We start from the raw sequence: 23,271 nt of genomic DNA on the forward strand, positions 1-23,271 counted from the left end.
CCCCGCCCCTAATTTCTGTCGGGCGACAGAAATGATCCAGGAGGCCGACACCGAAGCGGAGGTCCCGCGCATGGCGACAGAGACCACGTACGGAGCCCGTGACCATGCCCGAGCCCAGGAAGGGAGCCGGGCCGAGGCCATGCCCGTCGTTCCGGCCCGGGACTGGCCGGCGCCGCCCGGTGAGGCCGACCGGCTGGTGTGGGCCGAGACGGTGGCGGGCGGCAACTACACGCACAAGGTGCTCGCCCGCGGCACGGAGCTGAGGCTGACCGATCTGCGCGGCGACGCCTGCGCGCATCTGCTGCTGTACGTGGCCGACCGCCCCTGGGAGCGGCTGAACGTCGCCGACACGGTCAAGGTCCAGTGGAACGCCTACCTCGGCGAGAACCGGCTCCTGCTCTCCGACCAGGGCCGCGTCCTCGCCTCCGTGGTCGCCGACACCTCCGGCCGGCACGACGCCCTGTGCGGCACCTCCACCCTCGTACGCAACACCGAGCGCTACGGCGACGGCAGCCCGCAGTCCGCCTCCCCCGCCGGCCGCGAACTGTTCAAGCTGGCGGCCGCGAAGAACGGGCTCGAGCCGAGGGATCTGCCGCCGTCCCTGTCCTTCTTCCAGGGCGTCGAGGTACGCGAGGACGGCACCCTCGACTTCACCGGCTCGACCGGACCGGGCGGCAGCGTGACCCTGCGCGCCGAGCAGGACGTGACCGTACTGATCGCCAACGTGCCGCATCCTGCCGACCCCCGCACCGAGTACGTCAGCACCCCGCTGGAGGTGCTCGCCTGGCGCGCGGCCCCGACCGGCCCCGACGCCCCCCTGTGGGACGCCACGCCCGAGGGCCGCCGCGCCTTCCTCAACACCGCCGAATTCCTTGCCGCGAGGGGGCTCGCATGACCACGAAGACGACCCGGAACACGACCACGAACACGACCGTTGTTCCGGCCCGCGCCCCCTGGTCGTCCGTCGTCCGCGAGGGCGAGACGCTCACCATCACCGACCTGCACGGCAACCAGGCCGTCGACTTCCTCGTGTACGACGCCCACGACACGTCCGTCCGCTACAGCGCGCCCGACACGATCCAGGCGCAGGGCGGCATCTTCCTCACCACGTCAAGCGTGCTCATGTCGAACGAGCACACCCCGCTGATGACCGTCGTAGCCGACGAGGTCGGCCGGCACGACACCGTCGGCGGCGCCTGCTCCAAGGAGTCCAACACCCTCCGCTACGGCCACCACACCTGGTCGCAGCACGCGTGCGTGGACAACTTCCTCGCCGAGGGCGCCAAGTACGGGCTCGGCAAGCGCGACCTCGTCTCCAACATCAACTGGTACATGAACGTGCCGGTCGAGAAGGACGGCACCCTCGGCATCGTCGACGGCATCTCGGCACCGGGGCTGTCCCTGACCCTGCGCGCCGAGCGCGACGTCCTCGTCCTCGTCTCCAACTGCCCCCAGATCAACAACCCCTGCAACGGCTTCGACCCGACGGCCGTGGAGATGACGATCAGTCAGGCGGACGGCGGAGCCGAGGCGGGCGGCGCATGAGCTTCGACACGCTGTTCGTCGCCAACCGGGGCGAGATCGCCGTCCGCATCATCCGTACGGCCCGCGAGCTGGGCCTGCGCACGGTGGCCGGATACTCCGACGCGGACCGCTCGGCGCCCCACGTCCGGCTCGCCGACACGGCCGTACGGCTCGGCCCCGCGCCCGCCAAGGAGTCGTACCTCGACGCCGACCTGGTGCTGAAGGCGGCCAAGGACAGCGGGGCCGGGGCGATCCACCCCGGCTATGGCTTCCTGTCCGAGGACGCGGTGTTCGCCCGGCGGTGCGAGGAGGCCGGGATCGTGTTCGTGGGGCCGACGCCCGAGCAGCTGGAGCTGTTCGGCGCCAAGCACACGGCGCGGGCGGCGGCCGAGGCGGCGGGCGTGCCACTGGCGCCGGGGACGGGACTGCTGGGCTCACTTGCCGAGGCACTCGAAGAAGCCCAGGTCATCGGCTATCCCGTCATGCTCAAGGCGACCGGCGGCGGGGGCGGCATCGGCATGTCGGCATGTCGCTCCGCCGATGAACTGACCGAGGCCTGGGAGCGGGTGCAGCGGGTCGCCGCCGCCTCCTTCTCCTCCGCCGGCGTCTTCCTGGAGCGGCTCGTCGAGCGGGCCCGCCATGTCGAGGTGCAGGTCTTCGGCGACGGCGAGGGCGGGGTGGTCACCTTCGGCGACCGCGACTGCACCCTGCAACGGCGCCACCAGAAGGTGGTGGAGGAGGCCCCTGCACCCGGTCTCCCCGCTCACCTGCGCGAGCAACTGACCGCCTCCGCCCGCGACTTGTGCGCCTCCGTCGGCTACCGCTCTGCCGGAACCGTCGAGTTCGTGTACGACCCGGCCCGCGAGGAGGCCTACTTCCTGGAGGTCAACACCCGCCTCCAGGTGGAGCACCCGGTCACCGAGGAGATCTACGGCGTCGACCTGGTCGCCTGGATGCTGCGCCTGGCGCGCGGCGAGCGGAACGTTGTCCGCGACCCGGGCGCACCGCGCGGCCACGCGGTCGAGGCCCGCCTCTACGCCGAGGACCCCACACGCGAACACCGGCCCAGCTCCGGCCTGTTGACGAGGGTCGAGTACCCGCCCGGGGTGCGAGTGGACGGCTGGGTCGAGACGGGCACCGAGGTGACGACGGCGTACGACCCACTGCTCGCGAAGATCATCGCGTACGGCCCCGACCGCGCACACGCGCTGCAACGGCTGGACGAGGCGCTGGCCCGCACCCGCGTCGACGGCATCGAGACGAACCTCGGCCTGGTCCGGGCGGCGCTGGCGCACCAGGACTTCCTGGCCGTCGCCCACTCGACGGCGACCCTCGCGACCGTGCCCGACCCGACGCCCCGCGTCGAGGTCCTCGCCGGCGGCACCCTCACCACCGTGCAGGACTGGCCGGGCCGCACCGGCTACTGGCAGGTCGGCGTGCCGCCCTGCGGTCCGATGGACGACCTGTCCTTCCGGCTCGGCAACCGCGCCCTCGGCAACCCCGAGGGCGCTCCGGGTCTCGAATGCACCCTCCAGGGCCCGCAGTTGCGGTTCTCGCACCCCACCACCGTGTGTGTGACGGGGGCCCCGGCCTCGGTCACGGTCGACGGCAGGGCGGTGGCGCAGTGGGAGCCGGTGACGGTGCCGGCGGGGGCCGTACTGGAGGTCGGAGCGCCGGCCGAGCAGGGATTGCGGACGTACGTCCTCGTCGCGGGCGGCCTCGCCGTCCCCGCTTTCCTGGGCAGCGCGAGCACCTTCACGCTCGGCCGGTTCGGCGGGCACGGCGGACGCGCGCTGCGGACGGGGGACGTACTGCACGGCGGCACGGTCGCCGAGGGGACGCCGGTCCCCCTGTCCGACCGCCCCTGCTTCGGTGCGGTATGGCACATCAAGGCCGTCGAAGGACCGCACGCCGCCCCGGAGTTCTTCACCGAGGACGACATCCGCGACTTCTACGCCGCCGACTGGAAGGTCCACTTCAACTCCGCGCGGACCGGCATACGGCTCATGGGACCCCGGCCGCGCTGGGCGCGCGCCGACGGCGGTGAGGCGGGCCTGCACCCGTCCAACATCCACGACACGCCGTACTCCGTGGGTGCCGTCGACTACACCGGCGACATGCCGGTGCTGCTCGGCCCGGACGGCCCGTCACTGGGCGGGTTCGTGTGCCCGGCGACGGTGATCAGCGGCGATCGCTGGAAGCTGGGACAGTTGCGGCCGGGCGACACCGTGCGGTTCCGGCCCGTGCGGGCCGACGGCTCGGCGCGCCCGGAGATCGCCGACGGCGGGGTGCTGGCCCGGGACGGCGATGTGACGTACCGCCGCAGCGGTGACGACAGTCTGCTGGTCGAGTTCGGGCCCATGCGGCTGGATCTGGCCCTGCGCATGCGCGTCCACGCGCTGATGGAGGCGGTGGCCGAGGCGGGCCGGGACGGGATCACCGACCTGACCCCGGGCATCCGCTCCCTCCAGATCCAGACGGACCCGACCCGTCTGCCGCAGCACGAACTCCTCGCCGAGGTAAGGGAGATGATCGCCTCCCTGCCGCCCACCGACGAGCTCGTCGTCCCGTCCCGCACCGTCCACCTCCCCCTCTCCTGGGACGACCCGGCCACCCGCGAGGCCATCTCCCGCTACATGGCGGGCGTACGCGACGACGCGCCCTGGTGCCCGTGGAACATCGAGTTCATCCGCCGCGTCAACGGTCTGGAGTCGGTCGAGGACGTGTACCGGACGGTCTTCGACGCGGAGTATCTGGTCCTGGGGCTGGGCGATGTGTACCTGGGCGCCCCCGTCGCGACCCCGCTGGATCCCCGGCACCGCCTGGTGACCACCAAGTACAACCCGGCGCGCACCTGGACCGCGGAGAACTCGGTCGGCATCGGCGGGGCCTATCTGTGCGTCTACGGCATGGAGGGGCCCGGCGGCTACCAGTTCGTGGGCCGTACGACCCAGGTGTGGTCGGGGTGGCAGCAGCGCGGGGCGTTCGAGCCGGGCTCGCCCTGGCTGCTGCGGTTCTTCGACCGGATCAGGTGGTATCCGGTGAGCGCCGAGGAGTTGCTGGAGCTGCGGGCGGACCTCACCTCCGGCCGGTTCGTGCCGCGCATCGAGGAGGGCACCTTCTCGCTCGCCGACCACCGGGCGTTCCTGGCCGAGAACGCCGGGTCGATCGCGGAGTTCCGGGCCCGGCAGCAGGCCGCGTTCGCCGCGGAACGGGACGCCTGGGAGGCGGCCGGCGAGTTCGCGCGGGCGGAGCAGGCGACGGCGCCGGCCGTACCTGCGGCCGAGGTGACCGTCCCGGCGGGCGGGCGGCTCGTCGAGGCCGAGTTCGCGGCGTCGGTGTGGCAGTTGAACGTCCGGCCGGGTGACGAGGTGACGGCCGGAGAGCCGCTGCTCGCCCTGGAGGCGATGAAGATGGAGTCCAGGGTGCACGCGCCGATCGCCGGCGTGGTCGTGGAGGTCCTGGTCAGCCCCGGGGATCAGGTGGAGGCGGGGACGGCGCTGGTCGTACTCGCGCCCACCACGCCCTGAACGGCAAGGAGAACACAGACATGTCGAGCGCTCTGTCCCGAGTCCGCGCCGCCTACGCCCGCATCGAAGCCGTGGACCGCCCCGAGATCTGGATCGATCTGCGCCCGCGGACGGCGGTCGAGGCCGAGGCCCGCATCATCGACGAACGCGTGGCCACGGGGGAACGGCTCCCCCTCGCGGGCCGCCTGTTCGCCGCCAAGGGCAACATCGACGTCAAGGGGCTCCCCACCACCGCGGGGTGCCCTTCGTACGCCTACGAGCCCGAAGCCGACGCACCCGTGGTCGCCCGTCTCCGTGCCGCCGGCGCGCTCGTCCTCGGCACCACGAACCTCGACCAGTTCGCGACGGGCCTCGTCGGCACCCGCTCCCCTTACGGCGCCGTCCGCAGTGCCCACGACCCGTCGAGGATCAGCGGCGGTTCCAGTTCCGGCTCGGCCACAGCGGTGGCGCTCGGCCTCGTCGACTTCGCGCTCGGCACGGACACGGCCGGCTCGGGCCGGGTTCCCGCCGCCTTCAACGGCATCGTCGGCCTCAAACCCACCCGGGGTCTCGTCCCGACGCAGGGCGTCGTCCCGGCCTGCGCGTCCCTGGACTGCGTGACGGTGTTCGCGCGGACGCTGCCGGAGGCCGAGCAGGCACTGGCGTTCATGGCGTCCCCGCCCGGCCGCGCCCTGTCCCCGCTCCCCCAGCGCACGCCGGGGCCATGGCGCATCGCGGTCCCGCCGACGGACCGGCTCGGCGAGCTGGACGAGGGCTGGGCCGAGGCCTACGAGGCAGCCGTACGGCAGCTCGCCGCCGCGGGCGCCGAGATCCGCACCCTCGACCTCACCCCGTTCACCGAAGCCGCCGCCATGCTCTACGAGGGTGCCTTCGTCGCCGAGCGCTACACGGCCGTGGGGAGCTTTGTCGACAAGGCGGTGGCAGCGGGCGACGACGCCCTCGACCCCACCGTCGCCGGCATCATCACCCGCGCCCGCGACATCCCGGCCCACCGGCTCTTCGCCGACCAGGACCGTCTCGCCGTCCTGCGCGCACGAGCCGAGGCCGAACTCGCGGACGCGGACGCCCTGTTGCTCCCCACCACGCCCGGCCATCCCACCCTCGCCGAGGTGGCCGCCGACCCGCTGGGGGCCAACGCCCGCCTGGGCCGTTTCACCAACTCCACCAACCTCTTCGACCTGGCGGCGATCGCCGTCCCGGCCGGTGAGGTGAACGGCCTGCCCTTCGGCGTGATGCTGATCGGCCCGGCGTTCACGGACGAACGACTCGCGCGGATCGCGGGCCTGCTCCGCCCGGAGGTCCCTCTCGCCGTGGTCGGCGCCCACCTCGCCGGCCAGCCCCTCAACCCCCAACTCCTGTCCCTGGGCGCCCGATTCGACCGTACGACCGCCACGGCCCCCGTGTACCGCCTGCACGCCCTGTCCACGTCCCCGCCCAAGCCGGGCCTGGTCCACGTCGGCGAGGGCGGCGAGGGAGGCGCCTCGATCGAGGCCGAGGTGTGGCGGCTCCCGGCGGAGGGGCTCGGCCGGCTCCTCGCTCAGCTGCCCCGCCCGATGGCCCTGGGGTGCGTGGAGCTGGCGGACGGCAGCCACGTCCCGGGGTTCCTGTGCGAGCCTGTGGCCCTCACGGACGCCGAGGACATCACGTCGTACGGAGGCTGGCGGGCGTATCTCGGGGGCGGCCGCTCCTGACGGCTGGGCCCGGGAAACAGCGAAGGCAAGGAGGTCACTCACTCCTTGCCACTCTCAACTTATAGCGCACCGGGGGGCTTGCGGCAAGGCCCCAGTCGTACCGCACAATCGTCGACCTAAGCCCAGGACCTGCAGAAATAAAATGGGGGAGTCGCGAAGTGCGCGTGTTGTTGTCGACGTATGGATCGCGCGGAGACGTCGAGCCGATGGTGGGACTCGCGGTGCAGCTGCGGGCGCTCGGCGCGGAGGTTCGGATGTGTGCGCCGCCGGACTTCGAGGAACTGCTGAACGGTTTCGGCCTGCCGCTGGTACCGATCGGCTGGCCCGTGCGTGCGCTGACGAAGGGCGCGGTCACCGGGACGGCGCCGGTGCCGGCGAAGACTCTGCCGCAGCGCGCGGCCGAGTTGATCGCCTCGACGTACGACACGGTCGCCCCGGTGGCCGAGGACTGTGACGTGCTGGTGGCGACCGGCTCACTGCCGGCCGCGGCCGCCGGGCGGGCGGTGGCCGAGAAGCTGGGCATCCCCTATGTGTTCGTGTCCTACTTCCCGTCCTACCTGCCGTCGCCGCACCACCCGCCGCTCGAGTGGCCGGGCCGGCCGCTCCCACCGGACGTGACCGACAACCGGGTGCTGTGGGACCTGAACACCGAGAGCCTGAACGCGCTGTTCGGTGACGCGGTCAACAACCACCGGGTCTCGATCGGCCTGCCGCCGGTGGACAACGTCCGCGACCACGTCCTGACCGACCGGCCGCTGCTGGCGGCGGACCCGACTCTGGGCCCGTGGCTAGAGCCGGCGGATCTCGACGTGGTGCAGACCGGCGCCTGGATCCGGCCGGACGAACGGCCGCTCCCGGCAGATCTGGAGGCGTTCCTGGACGCGGGCGCACCCCCGGTCTACGTGGGCTTCGGCAGCATCCCCCTGCGCGACGCGGAGGACGTCTCCCGGGCGGCCATCGAGGCGGTGCGCGCGCAGGGCCGCCGCGTACTCGTGGGGCGCGGCTGGGCCGACCTGACCCTGATCGACGACCAGGACGACTGCTTCGCCGTCGGCGAGGTGAACCAGCAGAAGCTGTTCGGCCGGGTGGCCGCCGTGGTCCACCACGGCGGGGCGGGCACGACGACGACAGCCGCCCGGGCCGGTGCGCCACAGGTGGTGGTGCCCCAGATGGCCGACCAGCCGTACTGGGCCGGCCGGGTCGCCGAGTTGGGCATCGGAGCGGCACACGACGGTCCCACCCCGACGTTCGAGTCCCTGTCGGCCGCGCTCAAGACGGCCCTGGTCCCGGAGACCCGCGCACGGGCGACGGCTGTGGCCGACAAGGTCCGCACGGACGGGGCGACGGCGGCCGCGAAGCTGCTGATCGACGAGTTCGACCGATAGGGCCGCCAGGTCCCGCGTGAACCGCGCGGGACCGGCCGCCCGCGGAGCCAGAACACAGAACCCAGAACACAGAACTCGAGAACCGGCGCGATTCGCCGCGCCGGTCCGGACGCCTTGCCACGCGCACGGTCGCACACGACCTCATTCGGAGCTGATGACGTGAATCACCCCCTGACCACCAGCGCGTTCGACCTGCCCGACCGCCTCTCCGCCAAGGCCGACCCGGCCCTGATCGCCGACGACGAGCGGCACTTCGCGGCCATCGCCCAGTGCCTGGAGCAGTCGATCGCCGAGCTGACCGACCGTCTCGACGCCGAACGCAGGGCACCAGGCGGCGCGGGCCGGCAGGCGATGGACCGGGACGCGGAGATCCACCGGCTGACCGCCCGCCTGCGCACACTGCGCCGCTTCGGCCTGGACCTGTGTCTCGGACGCATGGTCGGCGCGGACGACTCCGAGCCCCTGTACATCGGACGGCTCGGCCTCACCGACAGCACGGGCCGCCGGCTGCTGATCGACTGGCGCTCCCCCGCGGCGGAACCGTTCTTCGGAGCCACCCACGGAAACCCGATGGGCCTGGCGAGCCGCCGCAGGTATCGCTGGACCGGCGGCCGGATCAGTGACTACTGGGAGGAGGTGTTCACCGCGGACGGGCTGGACGGGCACGCCGCGCTCGACGACCAGTCCGCCTTCGTCGCCAGCCTGGGCAGCAACCGTTCGCCCCGGATGCGAGACGTGCTCGGCACCATCCAGGCCGACCAGGACGCCATCATCCGCGCCGGATCCCGCGGCGCTCTCGTCGTGGACGGCGGTCCGGGCACGGGCAAGACGGTCGTCGCCCTGCACCGCTCCGCCTACCTCCTCCACTCCGACCCGCGCCTCGGTCACCGTCGGGGCGGCGTGCTGTTCGTCGGCCCGCACCGGCCGTACCTGGCTTACGTCGCCGACGTCCTCCCCAGCCTCGGCGAGGAGGGCGTGCAGACCTGCACCCTGCGGGATCTCGTCGCCGAGGGAGCCTCGGCGGCGGTCGAGGCCGACCCGGAGGTGGCCCGTCTGAAGTCGTCGGCGGATCTGGTGAAGGCGATCGAGGCGGCCGTCAGGTTCTACGAGGAGCCGCCCACCAAGGGGATGACGGTCACGACCCACTGGTCCGACATCTGGCTGAGCGCCGACGACTGGGCCGAGGCGTTCGAGGCGGCTGAGTCCGGGATTCCGCACAATGAGGCACGTGCCCTGATCTGGGAGGAGCTGCTGGCGATCCTGACGGACAAGCACGACGGCGACGCCTCACCCGAGTTGCTTCGCAAGTCGCTGCTGCAGAACAGGGAGCTGCTCACGACCTTCGACCGCGCGTGGCCGCTGATCGAAGCGGCCGACCTGGTCGGGGACCTCTGGTCGGTCCCCGCCTACCTGCGGCTGTGCGCTCCCTGGCTGAGCCGGGAGGAGATCCAGCGGCTGCAGCGCGCGGACGCCCACGCCTGGACGGTGTCCGACCTGCCGCTCCTGGATGCGGCACGGCAACGGCTGGGCGACCCGGAGGCGTCACGGCGAAGGCGCCGGCAGCAGGCGGCCCTCGCCGTCCAGCGTGAACGCATGGCTCAGGTCGTCGACAACCTGATCGCGGCCGATGACGACGGTGAAGGCCTCATGACGCAGCTGCGCCGAGCGGACTTCCAGCGCAACCTGGTCGACGAGTCGGAGCTGCAGACCCCCGAACCGGACCTGCTCGCGGGCCCGTTCGCGCACATCGTCGTCGACGAGGCTCAGGAACTGACCGACGCGGAGTGGCAGATGCTGCTGCTGCGCTGCCCGTCGCGCAGCTTCACGATCGTCGGCGACCGCGCCCAGGCACGGCACGGCTTCACGGAGTCGTGGCAGGAGCGGCTGGAGCGGATCGGACTCGACCGCATCAACCTGGCCTCCCTGAGCATCAACTACCGCACGCCGGAAGAGATCATGACGGAGGCCGAGCCGGTCATCCGGGCCGCGCTCCCCGACGCCAACGTGCCGACGTCCATCCGCAGCGGCGGCATCCCCGTCCTCCACGGCTCCGTGTCGGACCGCGACTCGATCCTGGACATGTGGCTCGCCACCCATGCGGAGGGAACCGCTTGCGTCATCGGCGACCCCGAGTTCCAGCCCACGGAACGAGTCCAGTCACTGACCCCGGAGCTGTCGAAGGGGCTGGAGTTCGACTTGGTCGTCCTCGTCGACCCGGAGGAGTTCGGCGAGGGCATCGGGGGAGCCGTAGACCGCTATGTGGCGATGACGCGGGCGACCCAGCGGCTGGTGATCCTGACCCGGACTTCTTGATCGGCGTCGGGCGCACGCCGGGTCAGGGGGCGCGGGGCCGTATCGATGTGCGGCTCCGCCGCGCGGGCGCGACCAGCCACGACGCACCCCGCACCCGCCCACAAAGCCCTCACCCCACCGATGAATAGGCGACAACTCCCCGCAGCAACCCGTCCACAGCCTTCCGCGCACTCTTCGCCACGGTCGAGCCCTCCACAGGAGACGCCGCCGAGATCTGCCCCAGCACGTCGATCACCTGCTTGCACCACCGCACGAAGTCCCCCGCCGGCATCTCCGCCTCACGCAACACCTCATCGAGCCCCTTGCCACTGGCCCACATATAGGCAGCCCAGGCGAAGCCCAGGTCGGGTTCACGCTGCCCGACCCCTTCGCTCTGGGTGATCCGGAAGTCCTCCTCAAGGGCGTCCAGCCGCCCCCAGATCCGGACCATCTCACCCAGCGCGGCCTTGGCCTTGCCCGACGGCAGCTTCGGCGCCATCGCATCGTCCCCGACTCGCGCCTCGTACACCAACGCCGAGACACAGGCGGCCAGTTCGGCAGGGCCGAGGCCCTCCCAGACGCCCTCCCGCAGGCATTCGCTGGCCAGCAGGTCGAGTTCGCCGTACAGCCGCGCGAGCCGCTTGCCGTGCTCGGTGACCTCGTCGCCGCGCAGATAGTCCAGCTCGGTCAGCAGCGCCACGATCCGGTCAAACGTACGGGCGATCGTGTTCGTGCGGCCTTCGATACGGCGCTCCAGCTGCGAGGTGTCCCGCAGCAGCCGGTGGTAGCGCTCGGCCCAGCGGGCGTGGTCCTCACGGTCGTTGCAGCCGTGGCAGGGGTGCGCGCGCAGAGCCTTGCGCAGCCGCTCGATCTCGCGGTCGTCGGCCGCCTGGGAGCGCCGCTTGCGGTGCCGGTCGGGCGGAATGTGCCCGGCCTTGGTGCGCAGCGCGGAGGCGAGGTCCCGACGGGACTGCGGGGAGCGCGGGTTGAAGGACTTCGGGATCCGCATCCGCTCCAGCGCCTCGACGGGCACCGGGAAGTCCATCGACGCCAGCCGCTTGACCTGCCGTTCGGCGGTCAGGACGAGCGGGCGCGGGCCGTCGTGGTGCTCGAAGCCGCGGTGGCCGTTGGACCGCCCGGCGGGCAGCCCGGGGTCCAGCACCAGCGCGAGACCGGCGTACTTGCCCGTCGGCACATGGATGACGTCGCCCGGCTTGAGCTTCTCCAGCGCGACGGCGGCCTCCGCACGCCGCTGTGCCGCGCCCTGCTTGGCCAACTCGTTCTCGCGGTCCTTGAGTTCGCGGCGCAGGCGCGCGTACTCCTCGAAGTCCCCGAGGTGGCAGGTCATGGACTCCTTGTAGCCTTCGAGCCCTTCCTCGTTGCGCTGCACCTGCCGTGAGATCCCGACGACCGACTTGTCGGCCTGGAACTGCGCGAAGGACGTCTCCAGCAGCTCGCGCGAGCGGTGCCGCCCGAACTGCTCGACCAGGTTGACCGCCATGTTGTACGACGGCTTGAAGCTGGACCGCAGCGGATACGTGCGCGTGCCGGCCAGCCCCGCGAGGTGGTCGGGGCTCATGCCGCGCTGCCACAGCACCACCGCGTGGCCCTCGACGTCGATCCCGCGCCGCCCGGCGCGACCGGTCAACTGGGTGTACTCGCCCGGCGTGATGTCGGCATGCTGCTCGCCGTTCCACTTGACGAGCTTCTCCAACACCACCGACCGGGCAGGCATGTTGATGCCCAGCGCCAGCGTCTCGGTGGCGAACACGGCCTTCACCAGGCCGCGCACGAACAACTCCTCGACGACCTCCTTGAACGTCGGCAGCATGCCCGCGTGGTGGGCGGCTATACCGCGCTCCAGGCCTTCCAGCCACTCGTAGTAGCCGAGGACGTGCAGGTCCTCGGTCGGGATGGCGGCGGTGCGCTCCTCGACGAGGGCACGCACCTTTTCCCGCGCCTCCTCGTCGTTCAGCCTCAGCCCCGCGTACAGGCACTGCTGTACGGCGGCCTCGCAGGCGGCCCGGCTGAAGATGAAGGTGATGGCGGGCAGCAGGCCCTCGGCGTCGAGCCGCTCGATGACCTCGGGACGCCCCGGCGTCCACACCCGGGACCGCTGTCTGCGCTCCCGCTCCCGGTCGGCCTCGCGCATCGCACGCCCGCGTCTGCGGTCCTGGTAGGAGGGGCGCTGGGCCTCCATCCGGGCCAGGCGCGTCAGGTCGGGATTGACGGCCTTCTTGTGGCCCTCGCCCTCCTCGAACAGGTCGTACATCCGGCGTCCGGCCAGCACGTGCTGGAACAGCGGCACGGGCCGGTGCTCGGAGACGATCACCTCGGTGTCGCCGCGGACGGTGTCGAGCCAGTCGCCGAACTCCTCGGCGTTGGACACGGTCGCCGAGAGCGACACGAGGGTGACCGACTCGGGGAGGTGAATGATCACTTCTTCCCATACGGCGCCGCGGAAGCGGTCGGAGAGGTAGTGCACCTCGTCCATGACCACATAGCCGAGGCCGAGGAGGGTCTGCGACCCGGCGTACAGCATGTTCCGCAGCACCTCGGTGGTCATCACGACCACGGCGGCGTCGGGATTGATGCTGTTGTCGCCGGTGAGCAGACCGACCATGCCATCGCCGTAACGGCGGCACAGGTCCGCGTACTTCTGGTTCGACAACGCCTTGATGGGCGTCGTGTAGAAGCATTTCTTGCCCTGCATCAGGGCGAGGTGGACGGCGAACTCGCCCACGATCGTCTTGCCGGAGCCGGTGGGCGCGGCCACCAGGACGCCCTTCCCCGCCTCGAGCGCCTGGCAGGCCTCGATCTGGAAGGGGTCGAGGCCGAAGTCGTACATCTCGCGGAAGGAGGCGAGCGCGGTGGCCTGCTCGGCAGCGCGCTTGCGTGCTGCCGCATACCGCTCGGCCGGTGAGAGGTCCTCTGTCATCGTGCTTTCGAGCGTACCGGGCCCCACTGACAACAGGACGATCATTATCCGGATCCACCCGTCGCAAACCCGGGATCCGCGCAGCTCACGGCCGCGAAGCGGAAGCGGCCGGGTGCGCCCCGCAGGCGCCCCGGCCGCACTGTCCCTCGCATCCCTGGGAACCGCCCCTCAGGGATCTTGCGCGTCGCCTCTCAGGTGACGTCGTCGTATCCGTTGACCCGGTCGGTGCTGGCCTGCTCGGGCAGCGCCCGGCTCGCGGTGACGGCCTCGACCTCGCCGATGTCCTCGGGGGTCAGGTCCAGGTCGGAGGCCTCGTCGTCGGCCGGTCCCTCCGCGTCACGACGGGCACGGCGCTTGTCATTGACCAGAGCGATGGCCGTCGCGCCGAAGTACAGGATCCAGATGGGACCCGCGAGCGCCAGCATCGAGATCGGGTCGGTGCTGGGCGTGGCGATCGCAGCGAAGACCGTGATGCCCATGATCATGCCGCGCCACCAGCCGGCCATCTTCTTGCCGGACAGCACGCCGCCGAAGTTCAGCATCACCAGCAGCAGCGGAAGCTCGAAGGAGAGGCCGAAGACGACGATCATCCGCATGATCAGCTGCAGGAGATCGTCGAGGGGCAGCTGGTTGTCACTGCCGATGATCGAGAACTCGAGCATCACCGACGCCATCTTGGGCAGCGACCAGTACGCGAAGTAGGCGCCCATGAGGAACAGCGGGAAACCCGCGCCCACGAAGGCGAGGCTGTACTTCTTCTCGTGCCGGTGCAGGCCCGGGGCGACGAATCCCCAGAGCTGGTAGAGCCACACCGGGGCGGCCAGTACGACTCCCGATGACAGGGAGACCGTGAGCGCGAGCGTGAACGGGCTCAGCAGACCGTTCTGCACGATGCGTGCGCACTTGTTCTCACTCGTGTCGTTGGCCAGCTCGGCGAAGCTGTGGTTGCATCCCACCGCCTGGAGGATGGGATCCGTGAAGAACTGAATGATGTCCTTGTAGAAGAGGGCCGCCACGATCGTCGTGACGAGGATCGCCAACAGGCTCTTGACCAGCCGGTTACGGAGCTCGCGCAGGTGCTCCGCGAGGGGCATCCGCCCCTCGGGATCCTTCTCCTTGTTGCGGGCAGACTTGAGCAACCCACGTCCTCATCTCGTGCTCAGGCCGGAGGCGTCCGGCCCTGCGTCATCGCTTGGTGGTGTCCGTCGGCTCGCTGACCGGGCGCGAGCTGGTCACGTCGCCGGGGGCGGCCTGGATGACGCGCTGAGCAGGGGGCTGCTCGTCGTTGGTGTTGTTGTTCGGCGGGTCGGCCGGGGCGGGGGACTTGCCCTCGTCCTTCATCGCCTTGGCCTCGCTCTTCAGGATCCGGGCGGACTTGCCCAGCGAGCGCGCCATGTCCGGAAGCTTCTTCGCGCCGAACAGCAGGATGATGACGACGAGAATGAGAATGATCTCGGGGGCTCCGAGCTTTCCGAACATAAGTCTTTACCTTCTCACCGAGGCGGCTTGGGGTGGATGCTGTCCGGCCGGTCGGACAAGTGTCCGAACGATCGTGTTGTCAGCGATCGTAACGCTCAGGGGTAAACGTCAGGCAATCCCCGTGCGTACTCCCTGTCCGCGGACCGGGCCTCGTTCTCCGAACCGCGACCAGCAGCGTACCTGTCCGAACCGTCAAGTTGACAGGGCGAAGTGGCCCAAAACGCATGCGACGCAGGACTCACACCCAATACTTTGCCGGACTAAAGCGAGTCCACAGCCCGGGCCGCGCTCACGCTCGCCCGCTCCAGATCCTCGGCCGCCCTGCTGATACGCCGCGCCGAGTCCGTGACCTGCCTGCCGAGGCGCCGCGCCTCCAGGAAGACCCGGACGGCGAGCACGCCGAGTACGGCGAGACCCAGAAAACCCACAGCTACCGCGAACATCGGCCAGAACATGACGCCGAGCCTAGACCGTCCTACAGCGCGGAGTGCAGCCGCAGGGTGCTGACCCCGCCGCCCGTCAGCAGCTCGACGATCCGCTCACCGGCCGGCTTGCGCACGGAGGCGCCGCAGTCGGGGCAGGTGAAGGAGTAGAAGGTCGTACGGCTGCTCGCGCCGATGGCGAGACGCAGGGCGCTCGCGGCGAGCTCGAAGCTGCCCCGGCAGTCCGGGCAGCCCGCTCTGAACACCACCGGAGTCACGCTTCTCATCCCGGCGAACGCGGAAGCCACCGTCATTCCCACCGCACCAGACGTCGCCGACTCGCTCAAAGCCCTGGCTCCCCTTCTCTTTGGTCGCTCGCCTTCGGGGCGCTCCAGCCCTGCGGCTCACTCCTGCCTGTCGTCGCACTGCCGGTCGCGCCGCCCGCCGAACCGCATGTCCTACTGCCCGTCGTGAACCCGGTGCGGCCCGTGAACGCTCTGCACCTCGACCCCGTCGTACGCCGCCAGCGCCTCGCGGGCCGCCTGCCGGGCGCTGTCGGCCAGCTCGGGCGGCGAGACGATACGGCCGTCACGCCCCAGCCGTAGCGCCAGGCGCCGCAGCGACGCCGGGTCGGGGGTGCGCAGGGTGATACGCAGACCGCCGTCCGCAAGCTCATCCGCGCTGTCGTGCGGGTAGTACTCGGCGACCCAGCGTCCGCCCGGACCGACCTCGACGACGACCTCCGGATCCTCCGCGGCGGGCTGCACCAGCCCCTCCGACAGATCACGCAGCTCGATCTCCGGCGGCGCCGACGGCTCGTCCAGGATCTTGATCTCGGCGACCCGGTCGAGGCGGAAGGTGCGCCGCGCCTCGGAACGACGGCACCAGGCCTCGACGTAGGTGTGGCCGACGCTGACCAGGCGGATCGGGTCGATCTCGCGCTCGGTGACCTCGTCGCGGGCCGGCGAGTAGTAGCGGATCCACAGCCGGCGCCGCTCGGAGATCGCACGGTCGACGTCGGCGAAGACACCGCCCTCGGACTCGAAGGTCACCGACAGCCGGGAGCTGGCGCCGGCCGCCTCCCCGGACGCGGCCTCCACCTTGGCGGTCGCCCGCAGCAGCGCCTGCCGGTCGCTCTCGCGCAGCCCCGGCAGCGTGGACACGGCCCGGGCGGCCACCAGCAGCGCGGTCGCCTCGTCGGCGGCGATCCGCAGCGGCTCGGCGACGTCGTCGGGGTTGTGCCACCAGATGCGCTCGCCGTCGGTGTCGATGTCGAGCAGGTCACCGCCGCGGAAGCTGGTGCCGCACATGGGCAGCACATCGAGGTCGGAGACCAGCTCGTCCTCGGAGATGCCGAAGGCGCGCGCGACGTCCTCGACACGGGCGCCGGGGCGCTCCCTCAGATACGTCACCAGGGAGAGCATCCGCCGGGTCTGGTCGATGGCGTTGACGGGCCGTACCGGTTTGCCTGCCACTGTCTTGCTCCGCTCCCCCTCAGCCCTTGGCCACGGCACGCAGCCGGTCCACCACGTCGGCCCGCAGCTCGGCCGGCTCCAGGACCACCACGTCCGGCCCGAACTCCACCAGCCAGGCATCCAGCCCGTGGCCGTACGGAATCTCCAACTCGTCCCAGCCGTCGCCGAGTTCCCGCACCGAGGTGGCCTTCGCCCGAAGGGGGTACCCGGCGCCCGTCCGCAGCCGGATCAACGCGGAGCGGTCGGCGGTCTCCCCCGCCCAGCTCGCCACGGTCTCCCGAACGGTGACGACGTCCGGGACCTCGGCCGTGAAACGGCCACCGCGGCTGCGCACCTTGCCAGTGATCCTGGACAGCCGGAAAACCCGCTCGGCGCCACGGTCGCGGTCCCAGCCCGCGAGATACCAGTGGCCGCGCCAGCACTCCAGCGCCCACGGCTCGACATGCCGGGGCTCGGGGCGGGCGGCGGTGGCCTTGCGGTACTCGAAGACGACCGGGCGGCGATCACGGCACGCCAGCATCAGCGGCTCGAAGGCCGCCTCATGCACCGGAATACGGGGCTCCAGGGCGCCGTGCGCCTCGTACGGGTCGACGTCCTCCGGCATCCCGGCCGCGCGCAGCTTCTGCAGGGCTCCGCTGGCCGCGCCCGCGAGCCGGGCCTGCTGCCACACCTTGGCCGCCAGGCCCAGGGCGGCGGCCTCCTCGGCGTCCAGGGTGATGGGCGGCAGACGGTTGCTGTCGCGGCGGGCGAGATAGCCGACCTCGCCGTCGAGGTTCTCCACGGTCTCGATGACCAGGCCGAGTTCGCGCAGGTCGTCCTTGTCGCGCTCGAACATCCGGTTGAAGGAGTCGTCGGAGCCGGCTTCCAGATAGGCCTCGATGGACTCACGCAGCTCGCGCTTGCTCAGCGGCCGCCGCGTCCCGAGCAGACACAGCGCCAGGTTCATGAGCCGCTCGGCCTTGGCAATGGCCATCGACGCCCTTCGCCTTCCCTATGGTGCTTACGGACGATGACCGTACCGCCCCATGGTGGCGTGGCAAAAGCCGAGGGCCCATGCCCGGACAGGCATGGGCCCCAGGAAGTCGGGTCCGGTCGTATACCGATCAGCCGTACGCCGATCAGAAACGACCGTCACACGCGACGATCAGACACCGAGCAGGTCGACCACGAAGATCAGGGTCTCACCGGGCTTGATCGCCGGGGTGGGGCTCTGGTTGCCGTAGGCGAGGTGGGCCGGAATGGTCAGCTGGCGGCGGCCGCCGACCTTCATGCCCTGCACGCCCTGGTCCCAGCCCTTGATGACACGGCCGCCACCCAGCGGGAAGCGGAACGGCGTGCCACGGTTCCAGCTGGCGTCGAACTCCTCACCCGTGCTGAAAGCGACACCCACGTAGTGGACGGTGACGGTCTGGCCCGCCTGCGCAACCGCGCCGTCGCCCTCCCAGATGTCCTTGATCTCGAGGTCCGCCGGGGGCTCGCCGCCCGGGAAGTCGATCTCGGGCTTGTCGATGCTCACGTCTTACGCTCCATGCTTGTTGTGGAAAGGCAACGGCCCCAGTCTTTCATCACCCCGGGCGACCTCACATCTTCGCCAGGATGTCCACCGTGAACACCAGCGTGGCTCCCTTGGCGATGCCGCTGCCCTGCGGCGGGTTGTCGCCGTAGCCCAGGTCCGGCGGGATCACGATCAGCACCCGGCTGCCCACCTTCTTGCCGGTCAGACCCTGCGACCAGCCCTTGACGACCTGCTGCAGCGAGAACGACACCAGCTGCTTGTTGGCGTACGTCGAGTCGAACTCCTTGCCGGTGTCCCACTGCACGCCCTTGTACTGCACCAGCACCGTGTTGTCCGCGCCGACCTCGTCGCCGTCGCCCTCGATCACGTAGTTGGCGACGAGCTTCTTCGGCGGGTCCGTCTTGGGGATCTCCAGGGACGGCGCCTTGCCATCGGTGTTGGCGCCTGCCTTGGGCAGGTCGATGTTGTCCTGGGCGACCTCGCTGCCCTTGGCGGAGCTCTTGGTGTTGAACGTGTCCTGGATGTCGAGCACGAACACCAGCGTGTCGGTGCCCTTGACCCCGGCCTGCTCGTTGCCCTCCTTGCCATAGCCCCACGTCGGAGGAACGGCCAGCTGAACACGGCTGCCGACCTTCTTACCGGTCAGCCCGTACCGCCAGCCTTCGTAGATCTGGCCCTTGGCGAGCGGGACGAGCGCCGCCGTCTTGGCGTCGTAGGAGTTCGCGAAGACCTTCCCGGTGTTCCAGATCTGACCGAGGTAATGGGCCTGGAGGTAGTCGTTCTCGGCCACCACCTTGCCGCCGCCCGCGATGACCGTCTTCACCGCGAGATCCTTCGACGGCTCGCCGCTGCCCTTGGCGACCGTCGGCTTCTCACCGAACTTCGTGCCCGCGGTGATCGCCGGCAGCGGACCCTCCACGATCTTCGGCGACGGAGCGGCCGACGCCTCAGGAGTCGAGGGCGACGCACTGGCGTTCCCCTCGGCCGAGTCGGCCCCGTCGTCGTCGCCGCATCCGGCGAGCGTGACCAGTCCTGCGGGTACGGCGATGAGAAGTGAGCGTCGGCGCACGGTGGGGGCCTCGTAATCGTCGATCTTGTGGATGGCGTGCGCGCAACTCTACGGCGTGAGAAGGGCGCCGTACGGTAAACGTACGGCGCCCGTGTTGCGTTCCGAAATTGTCCCGGAACCCGATGCTCACCCACCGGCTCACATACCGGCGATCAGTTTCTCCACCCGGTCGTCCACGGAACGGAACGGGTCCTTGCACAACACCGTGCGCTGCGCCTGGTCGTTGAGCTTGAGATGCACCCAGTCCACGGTGAAGTCCCGGCGCTGTTCCTGAGCCCTGCGGATGAAGTCACCGCGCAGCCGGGCCCGAGTGGTCTGCGGCGGAACCGACTTGCCTTCGAAGATCTTCAAGTCGTTGCAGATACGCGCGGCTTGACCCTTCTTCTCCAGCAGGTAGTACAGGCCACGACGGCGGTGGATGTCGTGGTAGGCGAGGTCTATCTGAGCGACCCGCGGATGCGACATGGTCATGTTGTGCTTGGCCCGGTACCGCTCGATGAGCTTGTACTTCATCACCCAGTCGATCTCGGTGCCGATCCGGTCGAGGTCCTCGGCCTCGATCGCGTCCAGCGTGCGGCCCCACAGCTCCAGGACCTGCTCCACGGTGCCGGTGCGGATGCCCCGGCGCTCGCAGAAGTCCACGGCCTTCTCGTAGTACTCGCGCTGCACCTCCAGCGCGGAGGCCTCCCGGCCACTGGCCAGACGCACCTTGCGACGGCCCGTGATGTCATGGCTGACCTCACGGATCGCCCGGATCGGGTTCTCCAGGGTCAGGTCGCGCATCACCGTGCCCGCCTCGATCATGCGCAGCACCAGGTCGGTGGCGCCGACCTTGAGCAGCATGGTCGTCTCGGACATGTTCGAGTCGCCCACGATGACATGCAGACGCCGGTAGCGCTCGGCATCCGCGTGCGGCTCGTCACGCGTGTTGATGATCGGCCGGGAACGGGTCGTCGCCGAGGAGACGCCCTCCCAGATGTGCTCCGCCCGCTGACTGACGCAGTACACCGCGCCACGCGGAGTCTGTAGCACCTTGCCCGCACCGCACAGCAGCTGGCGCGTGACAAGGAACGGGATGAGGATGTCCGCGAGCCGGGAGAACTCCCCGTGCCGGGCCACCAGATAGTTCTCGTGGCAGCCGTAGGAGTTGCCCGCCGAGTCGGTGTTGTTCTTGAAGAGGTAGACGTCGCCCGCGATTCCTTCCTCGTGCAGGCGTCGTTCGGCGTCCACCAGGAGTCCTTCGAGAATGCGCTCGCCTGCTTTGTCGTGGGTGACCAGTTCGGTCACGTTGTCACATTCGGGTGTCGCGTATTCCGGATGTGAACCCACGTCGAGATACAGGCGGGCGCCGTTTCGCAGAAAGACATTGCTGCTGCGGCCCCATGACACGACACGGCGGAAGAGGTACCGCGCCACCTCGTCAGGCGACAGGCGGCGCTGTCCCCTGAACGTGCACGTGACGCCGTACTCGTTCTCCAGCCCGAAAATGCGGCGGTCCATGACTGAACATTACGCCCGATCCCCCGAGCTGAAACGGGGTTCGACGGCACGGTTTGGATCATTTTCCGATGAAGCCGCAACCACCGCACCCCTCACAGGAGCTGCGAGGACCCGCCCCGTGGCCAGCAGGACCAGCAACGACACGGCCCCAGCGGCCCCCGGCACGGCAAACCCCCACAGCGCCCCGCCCGCCTCGACGACCGGCCCCGCCACACCCGTTCCCACCGACGCACCCACCGTGAACGTCGTCACCAGCCAGGAGAACGCCTCAGTGACCGTGCCCCGCGGCGCATGCCGGTCGACCAGCACGAACGCACAGGCGATGCACGGCGCGAGGAACACCCCCGCCAGCACGGCCAGCAGCGTCATCACGACCGCACCCGGCATCAGCATCAGCGGCAGGTAACACACCGCCAGAAGCGCCACCAGCAACCGCAGTCGCCGCGCCGGCTCACCGGCCCACTGCCGCGCCCCGTACACCACGCCACCGATCAGCGCCCCCAGCCCGAGACCTGCCATCAGCCAGCCGTACACCGTGTCACCACCATGGTCGTCCGCATACGAGACGGCCGCGACCGCGATCGAACCGAGCGCCATCCCGATGAACAGGAACGAGGCGAGCAGCGCGAGAAGCCCCCGGGAACGCAACGCCCCCAGCCAGTGCGCCTCACGCGGCTCCGAACGCCACGCACGCGAAGGCGGCGACACCACCACCGAGAGAGCACCCAGCACCCCGACCACGTTCAGCAGCAGCAGCGCCGCCTGCGCCGACCACACCGACGCACCCAGCGTCAGCAACAACGGTCCGACGGTGAACATGACTTCCTGCGCCACCGCGTCCATGGCATACGCCGTGTGCAGCTGATCCTCCCGATGGAGGACCGACGACCACAGCGCCCGCAGACCACCCTCCAAAGGCGGCGTGAACAGCCCGGCGGCCGCCACCGCGGCGTACGCGAGCCGCAGCGGCCCGATCCCCACGAAGGCGAACCCGGCCATCGCCAGGGCCGAGGCGACCGCCGCGGGCAACTGCACCCGCGGCTGCCCGTACAGATCCACCAGCCGGCCCAGCACCGGCTGCCCCACGGCGTTCGCGACCCCGTACACCGCCGCCAGACCCCCGGCCAGGCTGTACGAGCCGCCCTCCTCCCGCACGAACAACACGATCGCGATCGCCGCCACGGCGTTCGGCAGCCGCCCCGTGAGCGTGCCGGCCAGCAGCCGGGCGGCATGCCTCGCCCTGAGGATCTCCACATATGCGCCGGTCATCAGCCGCGCCGCCCTCCACTGGCTCAAGTTTTACGTATAACGTCTCCCGTCATACGTACCATGAGCGCTGTTCACGAGTCCAGAAGGCCAACAGCCGGCCACAGGGCCGAACCGCCCCCGGGCAAACGACCACGAGAAGGGAAGCAGGCGAACGGTGGCACACGGCAGCACCCGCCCCACCAGCCGAGACGTCGCCCAGGCCGCAGGCGTCTCCCAAGCCGCGGTCTCCCTCGTACTCGGCGACAAATGGCGCGGCCGCGTCTCCGAAACCACAGCCGAACGCGTCCGCACAGCCGCCCGCGACCTCGGCTACCGACCCAACCTCGCCGCCCGCAACCTCCGCCTCGGCCACACCCGAACCGTCCTCCTCGTCGTCCCCGCCCTCACCACCGAATTCTTCGCCGGCGTCTACACCGGCGCCGCCCGCATCGCCGCCCAGAACGGCTTCGGCGTCGTCCTCTACCCCTCCCCCGAAGGCATCGGCCCCGCCCGCGACCCCTTCGCCTCCGCCCAAGCCGCCCTCGACGGCGTCATCGCCTCCTCCATGGCCGCCGACGCCCTCACCGCCATCCGCGGCGACCAGCTCCCCCTCGTCATGCTGGACAGCGACCCGGAGGGCAGCCTGGGCGCCGCCACGGTGAACCTCGACATCGTGGACGGCATCCGCCAAGTGGCCGAACACCTGCTCACCCTCGGCCACCGCCGCATCCTGCACCTCGCCGCCGACGTCCCCTCCTGGACCTTCGACATCCGCGCACGGGAACTCGCCACACGAATCGGCGAAGTACCCGGCACATCACTGCTCACGATCCGCGCCCCCATCTCCATCGAAGGCGCCCGCACCGCAGCCGAAACCGCACTCTCCGCCAAAGGCCCCCGCCCCACCGCCATCGTCTGCGACGACGACAAACTCGCCGCCGGCGCCTACAAAGCCGCACGCCGCCTCGACCTGCGCATCCCCGACGACATCTCCGTCACCGGCCTCGACGACCTCGCCCTCGCCACCGCCATCGACCCGGAACTGACCACGGTCCGACTGGATGCCGAACTGTTCGGAGAACGCGGCATGCAAGCCCTCCTGGCAGTCCTGGAAGGCCGCGAGCCCGACGCCGGAGACATCCCGGTCCACCTCGTCGTACGAGGCTCCACAGCGCCGCCCAGCACCCCCTGAACGCCCTGTG

Annotated in this window: 18 protein-coding genes; 7 read left to right on the top strand and 11 right to left on the bottom strand. The window is 70.4% G+C overall.

Going from position 1 to position 23,271, the window contains the following annotated elements; all coding sequences use genetic code 11:
- The first annotated feature begins 70 nt into the window (after positions 1-70).
- From ACIREI_RS16895 to helR, 6 genes are all read left to right on the top strand, one after another.
- Positions 71-895 (top strand): urea amidolyase associated protein UAAP1, encoded by an 825-nt coding sequence (locus tag ACIREI_RS16895; protein ID WP_403333297.1) that lies wholly within the window; start codon positions 71-73, stop codon positions 893-895.
- Positions 892-1,545: an urea amidolyase associated protein UAAP2 gene (locus ACIREI_RS16900; RefSeq protein WP_403333299.1), complete on the top strand. Its 654-nt coding sequence runs from the start codon at positions 892-894 to the stop codon at positions 1,543-1,545. Before ACIREI_RS16895 ends, ACIREI_RS16900 begins: the two co-directional genes overlap by 4 nt.
- Complete coding sequence (locus tag ACIREI_RS16905; RefSeq protein ID WP_403333301.1) at positions 1,542-5,054, top strand: 5-oxoprolinase/urea amidolyase family protein; 3,513 nt, start codon at positions 1,542-1,544, stop codon at positions 5,052-5,054. The genes ACIREI_RS16900 and ACIREI_RS16905 overlap by 4 nt, the downstream gene beginning before the upstream one ends.
- The gene (gene atzF, locus ACIREI_RS16910; protein WP_403333695.1) at positions 5,051-6,745 is read left to right on the top strand and encodes an allophanate hydrolase; all 1,695 of its coding nucleotides are present in this window, start codon (positions 5,051-5,053) and stop codon (positions 6,743-6,745) included. Before ACIREI_RS16905 ends, atzF begins: the two co-directional genes overlap by 4 nt.
- Before the next feature lie 158 nt (positions 6,746-6,903).
- Positions 6,904-8,130 (top strand): glycosyltransferase, encoded by a 1,227-nt coding sequence (locus ACIREI_RS16915; RefSeq protein ID WP_403333303.1) that lies wholly within the window; start codon positions 6,904-6,906, stop codon positions 8,128-8,130.
- Between the two features lie 159 nt (positions 8,131-8,289).
- Positions 8,290-10,443 carry an RNA polymerase recycling motor ATPase HelR gene (gene helR, locus ACIREI_RS16920; protein WP_403333304.1) on the top strand — a complete coding sequence of 718 codons (2,154 nt, stop codon included), beginning with the start codon at positions 8,290-8,292 and terminating at the stop codon, positions 10,441-10,443.
- Positions 10,444-10,552: 109 nt separating this feature from the next.
- Here helR and ACIREI_RS16925 read toward each other — a convergent pair whose 3' ends face one another.
- The 11 genes from ACIREI_RS16925 to ACIREI_RS16975 all read right to left on the bottom strand — a co-directional run bounded on the left by ACIREI_RS16925 (position 10,553) and on the right by ACIREI_RS16975 (position 22,090).
- On the bottom strand, positions 10,553-13,405 hold the full coding sequence (locus ACIREI_RS16925) for a DEAD/DEAH box helicase (RefSeq protein ID WP_403333306.1): 2,853 nt from the start codon (positions 13,403-13,405) through the stop codon (positions 10,553-10,555).
- 146 nt (positions 13,406-13,551) lie between these two features.
- On the bottom strand, positions 13,552-14,499 hold the full coding sequence (tatC, locus tag ACIREI_RS16930; protein WP_403333308.1) for a twin-arginine translocase subunit TatC: 948 nt from the start codon (positions 14,497-14,499) through the stop codon (positions 13,552-13,554).
- 46 nt (positions 14,500-14,545) lie between these two features.
- The gene (gene tatA, locus ACIREI_RS16935) at positions 14,546-14,839 is read right to left on the bottom strand and encodes a Sec-independent protein translocase subunit TatA (RefSeq protein ID WP_403333310.1); all 294 of its coding nucleotides are present in this window, start codon (positions 14,837-14,839) and stop codon (positions 14,546-14,548) included.
- Positions 14,840-15,099: 260 nt separating this feature from the next.
- Positions 15,100-15,294 (bottom strand): hypothetical protein, encoded by a 195-nt coding sequence (locus ACIREI_RS16940; RefSeq protein WP_403333312.1) that lies wholly within the window; start codon positions 15,292-15,294, stop codon positions 15,100-15,102.
- 20 nt (positions 15,295-15,314) lie between these two features.
- The gene (locus ACIREI_RS16945; protein ID WP_403333314.1) at positions 15,315-15,608 is read right to left on the bottom strand and encodes a hypothetical protein; all 294 of its coding nucleotides are present in this window, start codon (positions 15,606-15,608) and stop codon (positions 15,315-15,317) included.
- Positions 15,609-15,719: 111 nt separating this feature from the next.
- Complete coding sequence (locus tag ACIREI_RS16950) at positions 15,720-16,736, bottom strand: helix-turn-helix transcriptional regulator (protein WP_403333316.1); 1,017 nt, start codon at positions 16,734-16,736, stop codon at positions 15,720-15,722.
- 19 nt (positions 16,737-16,755) lie between these two features.
- Positions 16,756-17,709 carry a helix-turn-helix transcriptional regulator gene (locus tag ACIREI_RS16955; RefSeq protein ID WP_403333317.1) on the bottom strand — a complete coding sequence of 318 codons (954 nt, stop codon included), beginning with the start codon at positions 17,707-17,709 and terminating at the stop codon, positions 16,756-16,758.
- A 171-nt stretch (positions 17,710-17,880) separates the two neighbouring features.
- A complete protein-coding gene (locus ACIREI_RS16960) occupies positions 17,881-18,252 on the bottom strand; it encodes an FKBP-type peptidyl-prolyl cis-trans isomerase (RefSeq protein ID WP_030053355.1) in 372 nt (123 codons plus the stop codon).
- Between the two features lie 64 nt (positions 18,253-18,316).
- Entirely contained in the window at positions 18,317-19,321 is a 1,005-nt protein-coding gene (locus ACIREI_RS16965) for an FKBP-type peptidyl-prolyl cis-trans isomerase (protein WP_403333319.1), read from the bottom strand.
- A 138-nt stretch (positions 19,322-19,459) separates the two neighbouring features.
- On the bottom strand, positions 19,460-20,821 hold the full coding sequence (gene pafA / locus ACIREI_RS16970) for a Pup--protein ligase (protein ID WP_028801611.1): 1,362 nt from the start codon (positions 20,819-20,821) through the stop codon (positions 19,460-19,462).
- A gap of 9 nt (positions 20,822-20,830) precedes the next feature.
- Positions 20,831-22,090: an MFS transporter gene (locus ACIREI_RS16975; RefSeq protein WP_403333321.1), complete on the bottom strand. Its 1,260-nt coding sequence runs from the start codon at positions 22,088-22,090 to the stop codon at positions 20,831-20,833.
- Between the two features lie 154 nt (positions 22,091-22,244).
- Between ACIREI_RS16975 and ACIREI_RS16980 the strand changes: the two genes are divergently transcribed.
- A complete protein-coding gene (locus ACIREI_RS16980) occupies positions 22,245-23,261 on the top strand; it encodes a LacI family DNA-binding transcriptional regulator (RefSeq protein ID WP_403333323.1) in 1,017 nt (338 codons plus the stop codon).
- The last annotated feature ends 10 nt before the right edge of the window (positions 23,262-23,271 follow it).

The sequence above is a fragment of the Streptomyces sp. NPDC093591 genome, from assembly GCF_044764885.1.
Taxonomy (GTDB): Bacteria; Actinomycetota; Actinomycetes; order Streptomycetales; family Streptomycetaceae; genus Streptomyces.

Coding starts and splice junctions, on each gene's coding strand:
- pafA (WP_028801611.1), bottom strand. CDS start 20,821: ATGGACCGCCGCATTTTCGGGCTGGAGAACGAGTACGGCGTCACGTGC.
- ACIREI_RS16975 (WP_403333321.1), bottom strand. CDS start 22,090: ATGACCGGCGCATATGTGGAGATCCTCAGGGCGAGGCATGCCGCCCGG.
- ACIREI_RS16955 (WP_403333317.1), bottom strand. CDS start 17,709: ATGGCCATTGCCAAGGCCGAGCGGCTCATGAACCTGGCGCTGTGTCTG.
- ACIREI_RS16940 (WP_403333312.1), bottom strand. CDS start 15,294: ATGTTCTGGCCGATGTTCGCGGTAGCTGTGGGTTTTCTGGGTCTCGCC.
- tatA (WP_403333310.1), bottom strand. CDS start 14,839: ATGTTCGGAAAGCTCGGAGCCCCCGAGATCATTCTCATTCTCGTCGTC.
- ACIREI_RS16925 (WP_403333306.1), bottom strand. CDS start 13,405: ATGATCGTCCTGTTGTCAGTGGGGCCCGGTACGCTCGAAAGCACGATG.
- ACIREI_RS16905 (WP_403333301.1), top strand. CDS start 1,542: ATGAGCTTCGACACGCTGTTCGTCGCCAACCGGGGCGAGATCGCCGTC.
- ACIREI_RS16900 (WP_403333299.1), top strand. CDS start 892: ATGACCACGAAGACGACCCGGAACACGACCACGAACACGACCGTTGTT.
- ACIREI_RS16895 (WP_403333297.1), top strand. CDS start 71: ATGGCGACAGAGACCACGTACGGAGCCCGTGACCATGCCCGAGCCCAG.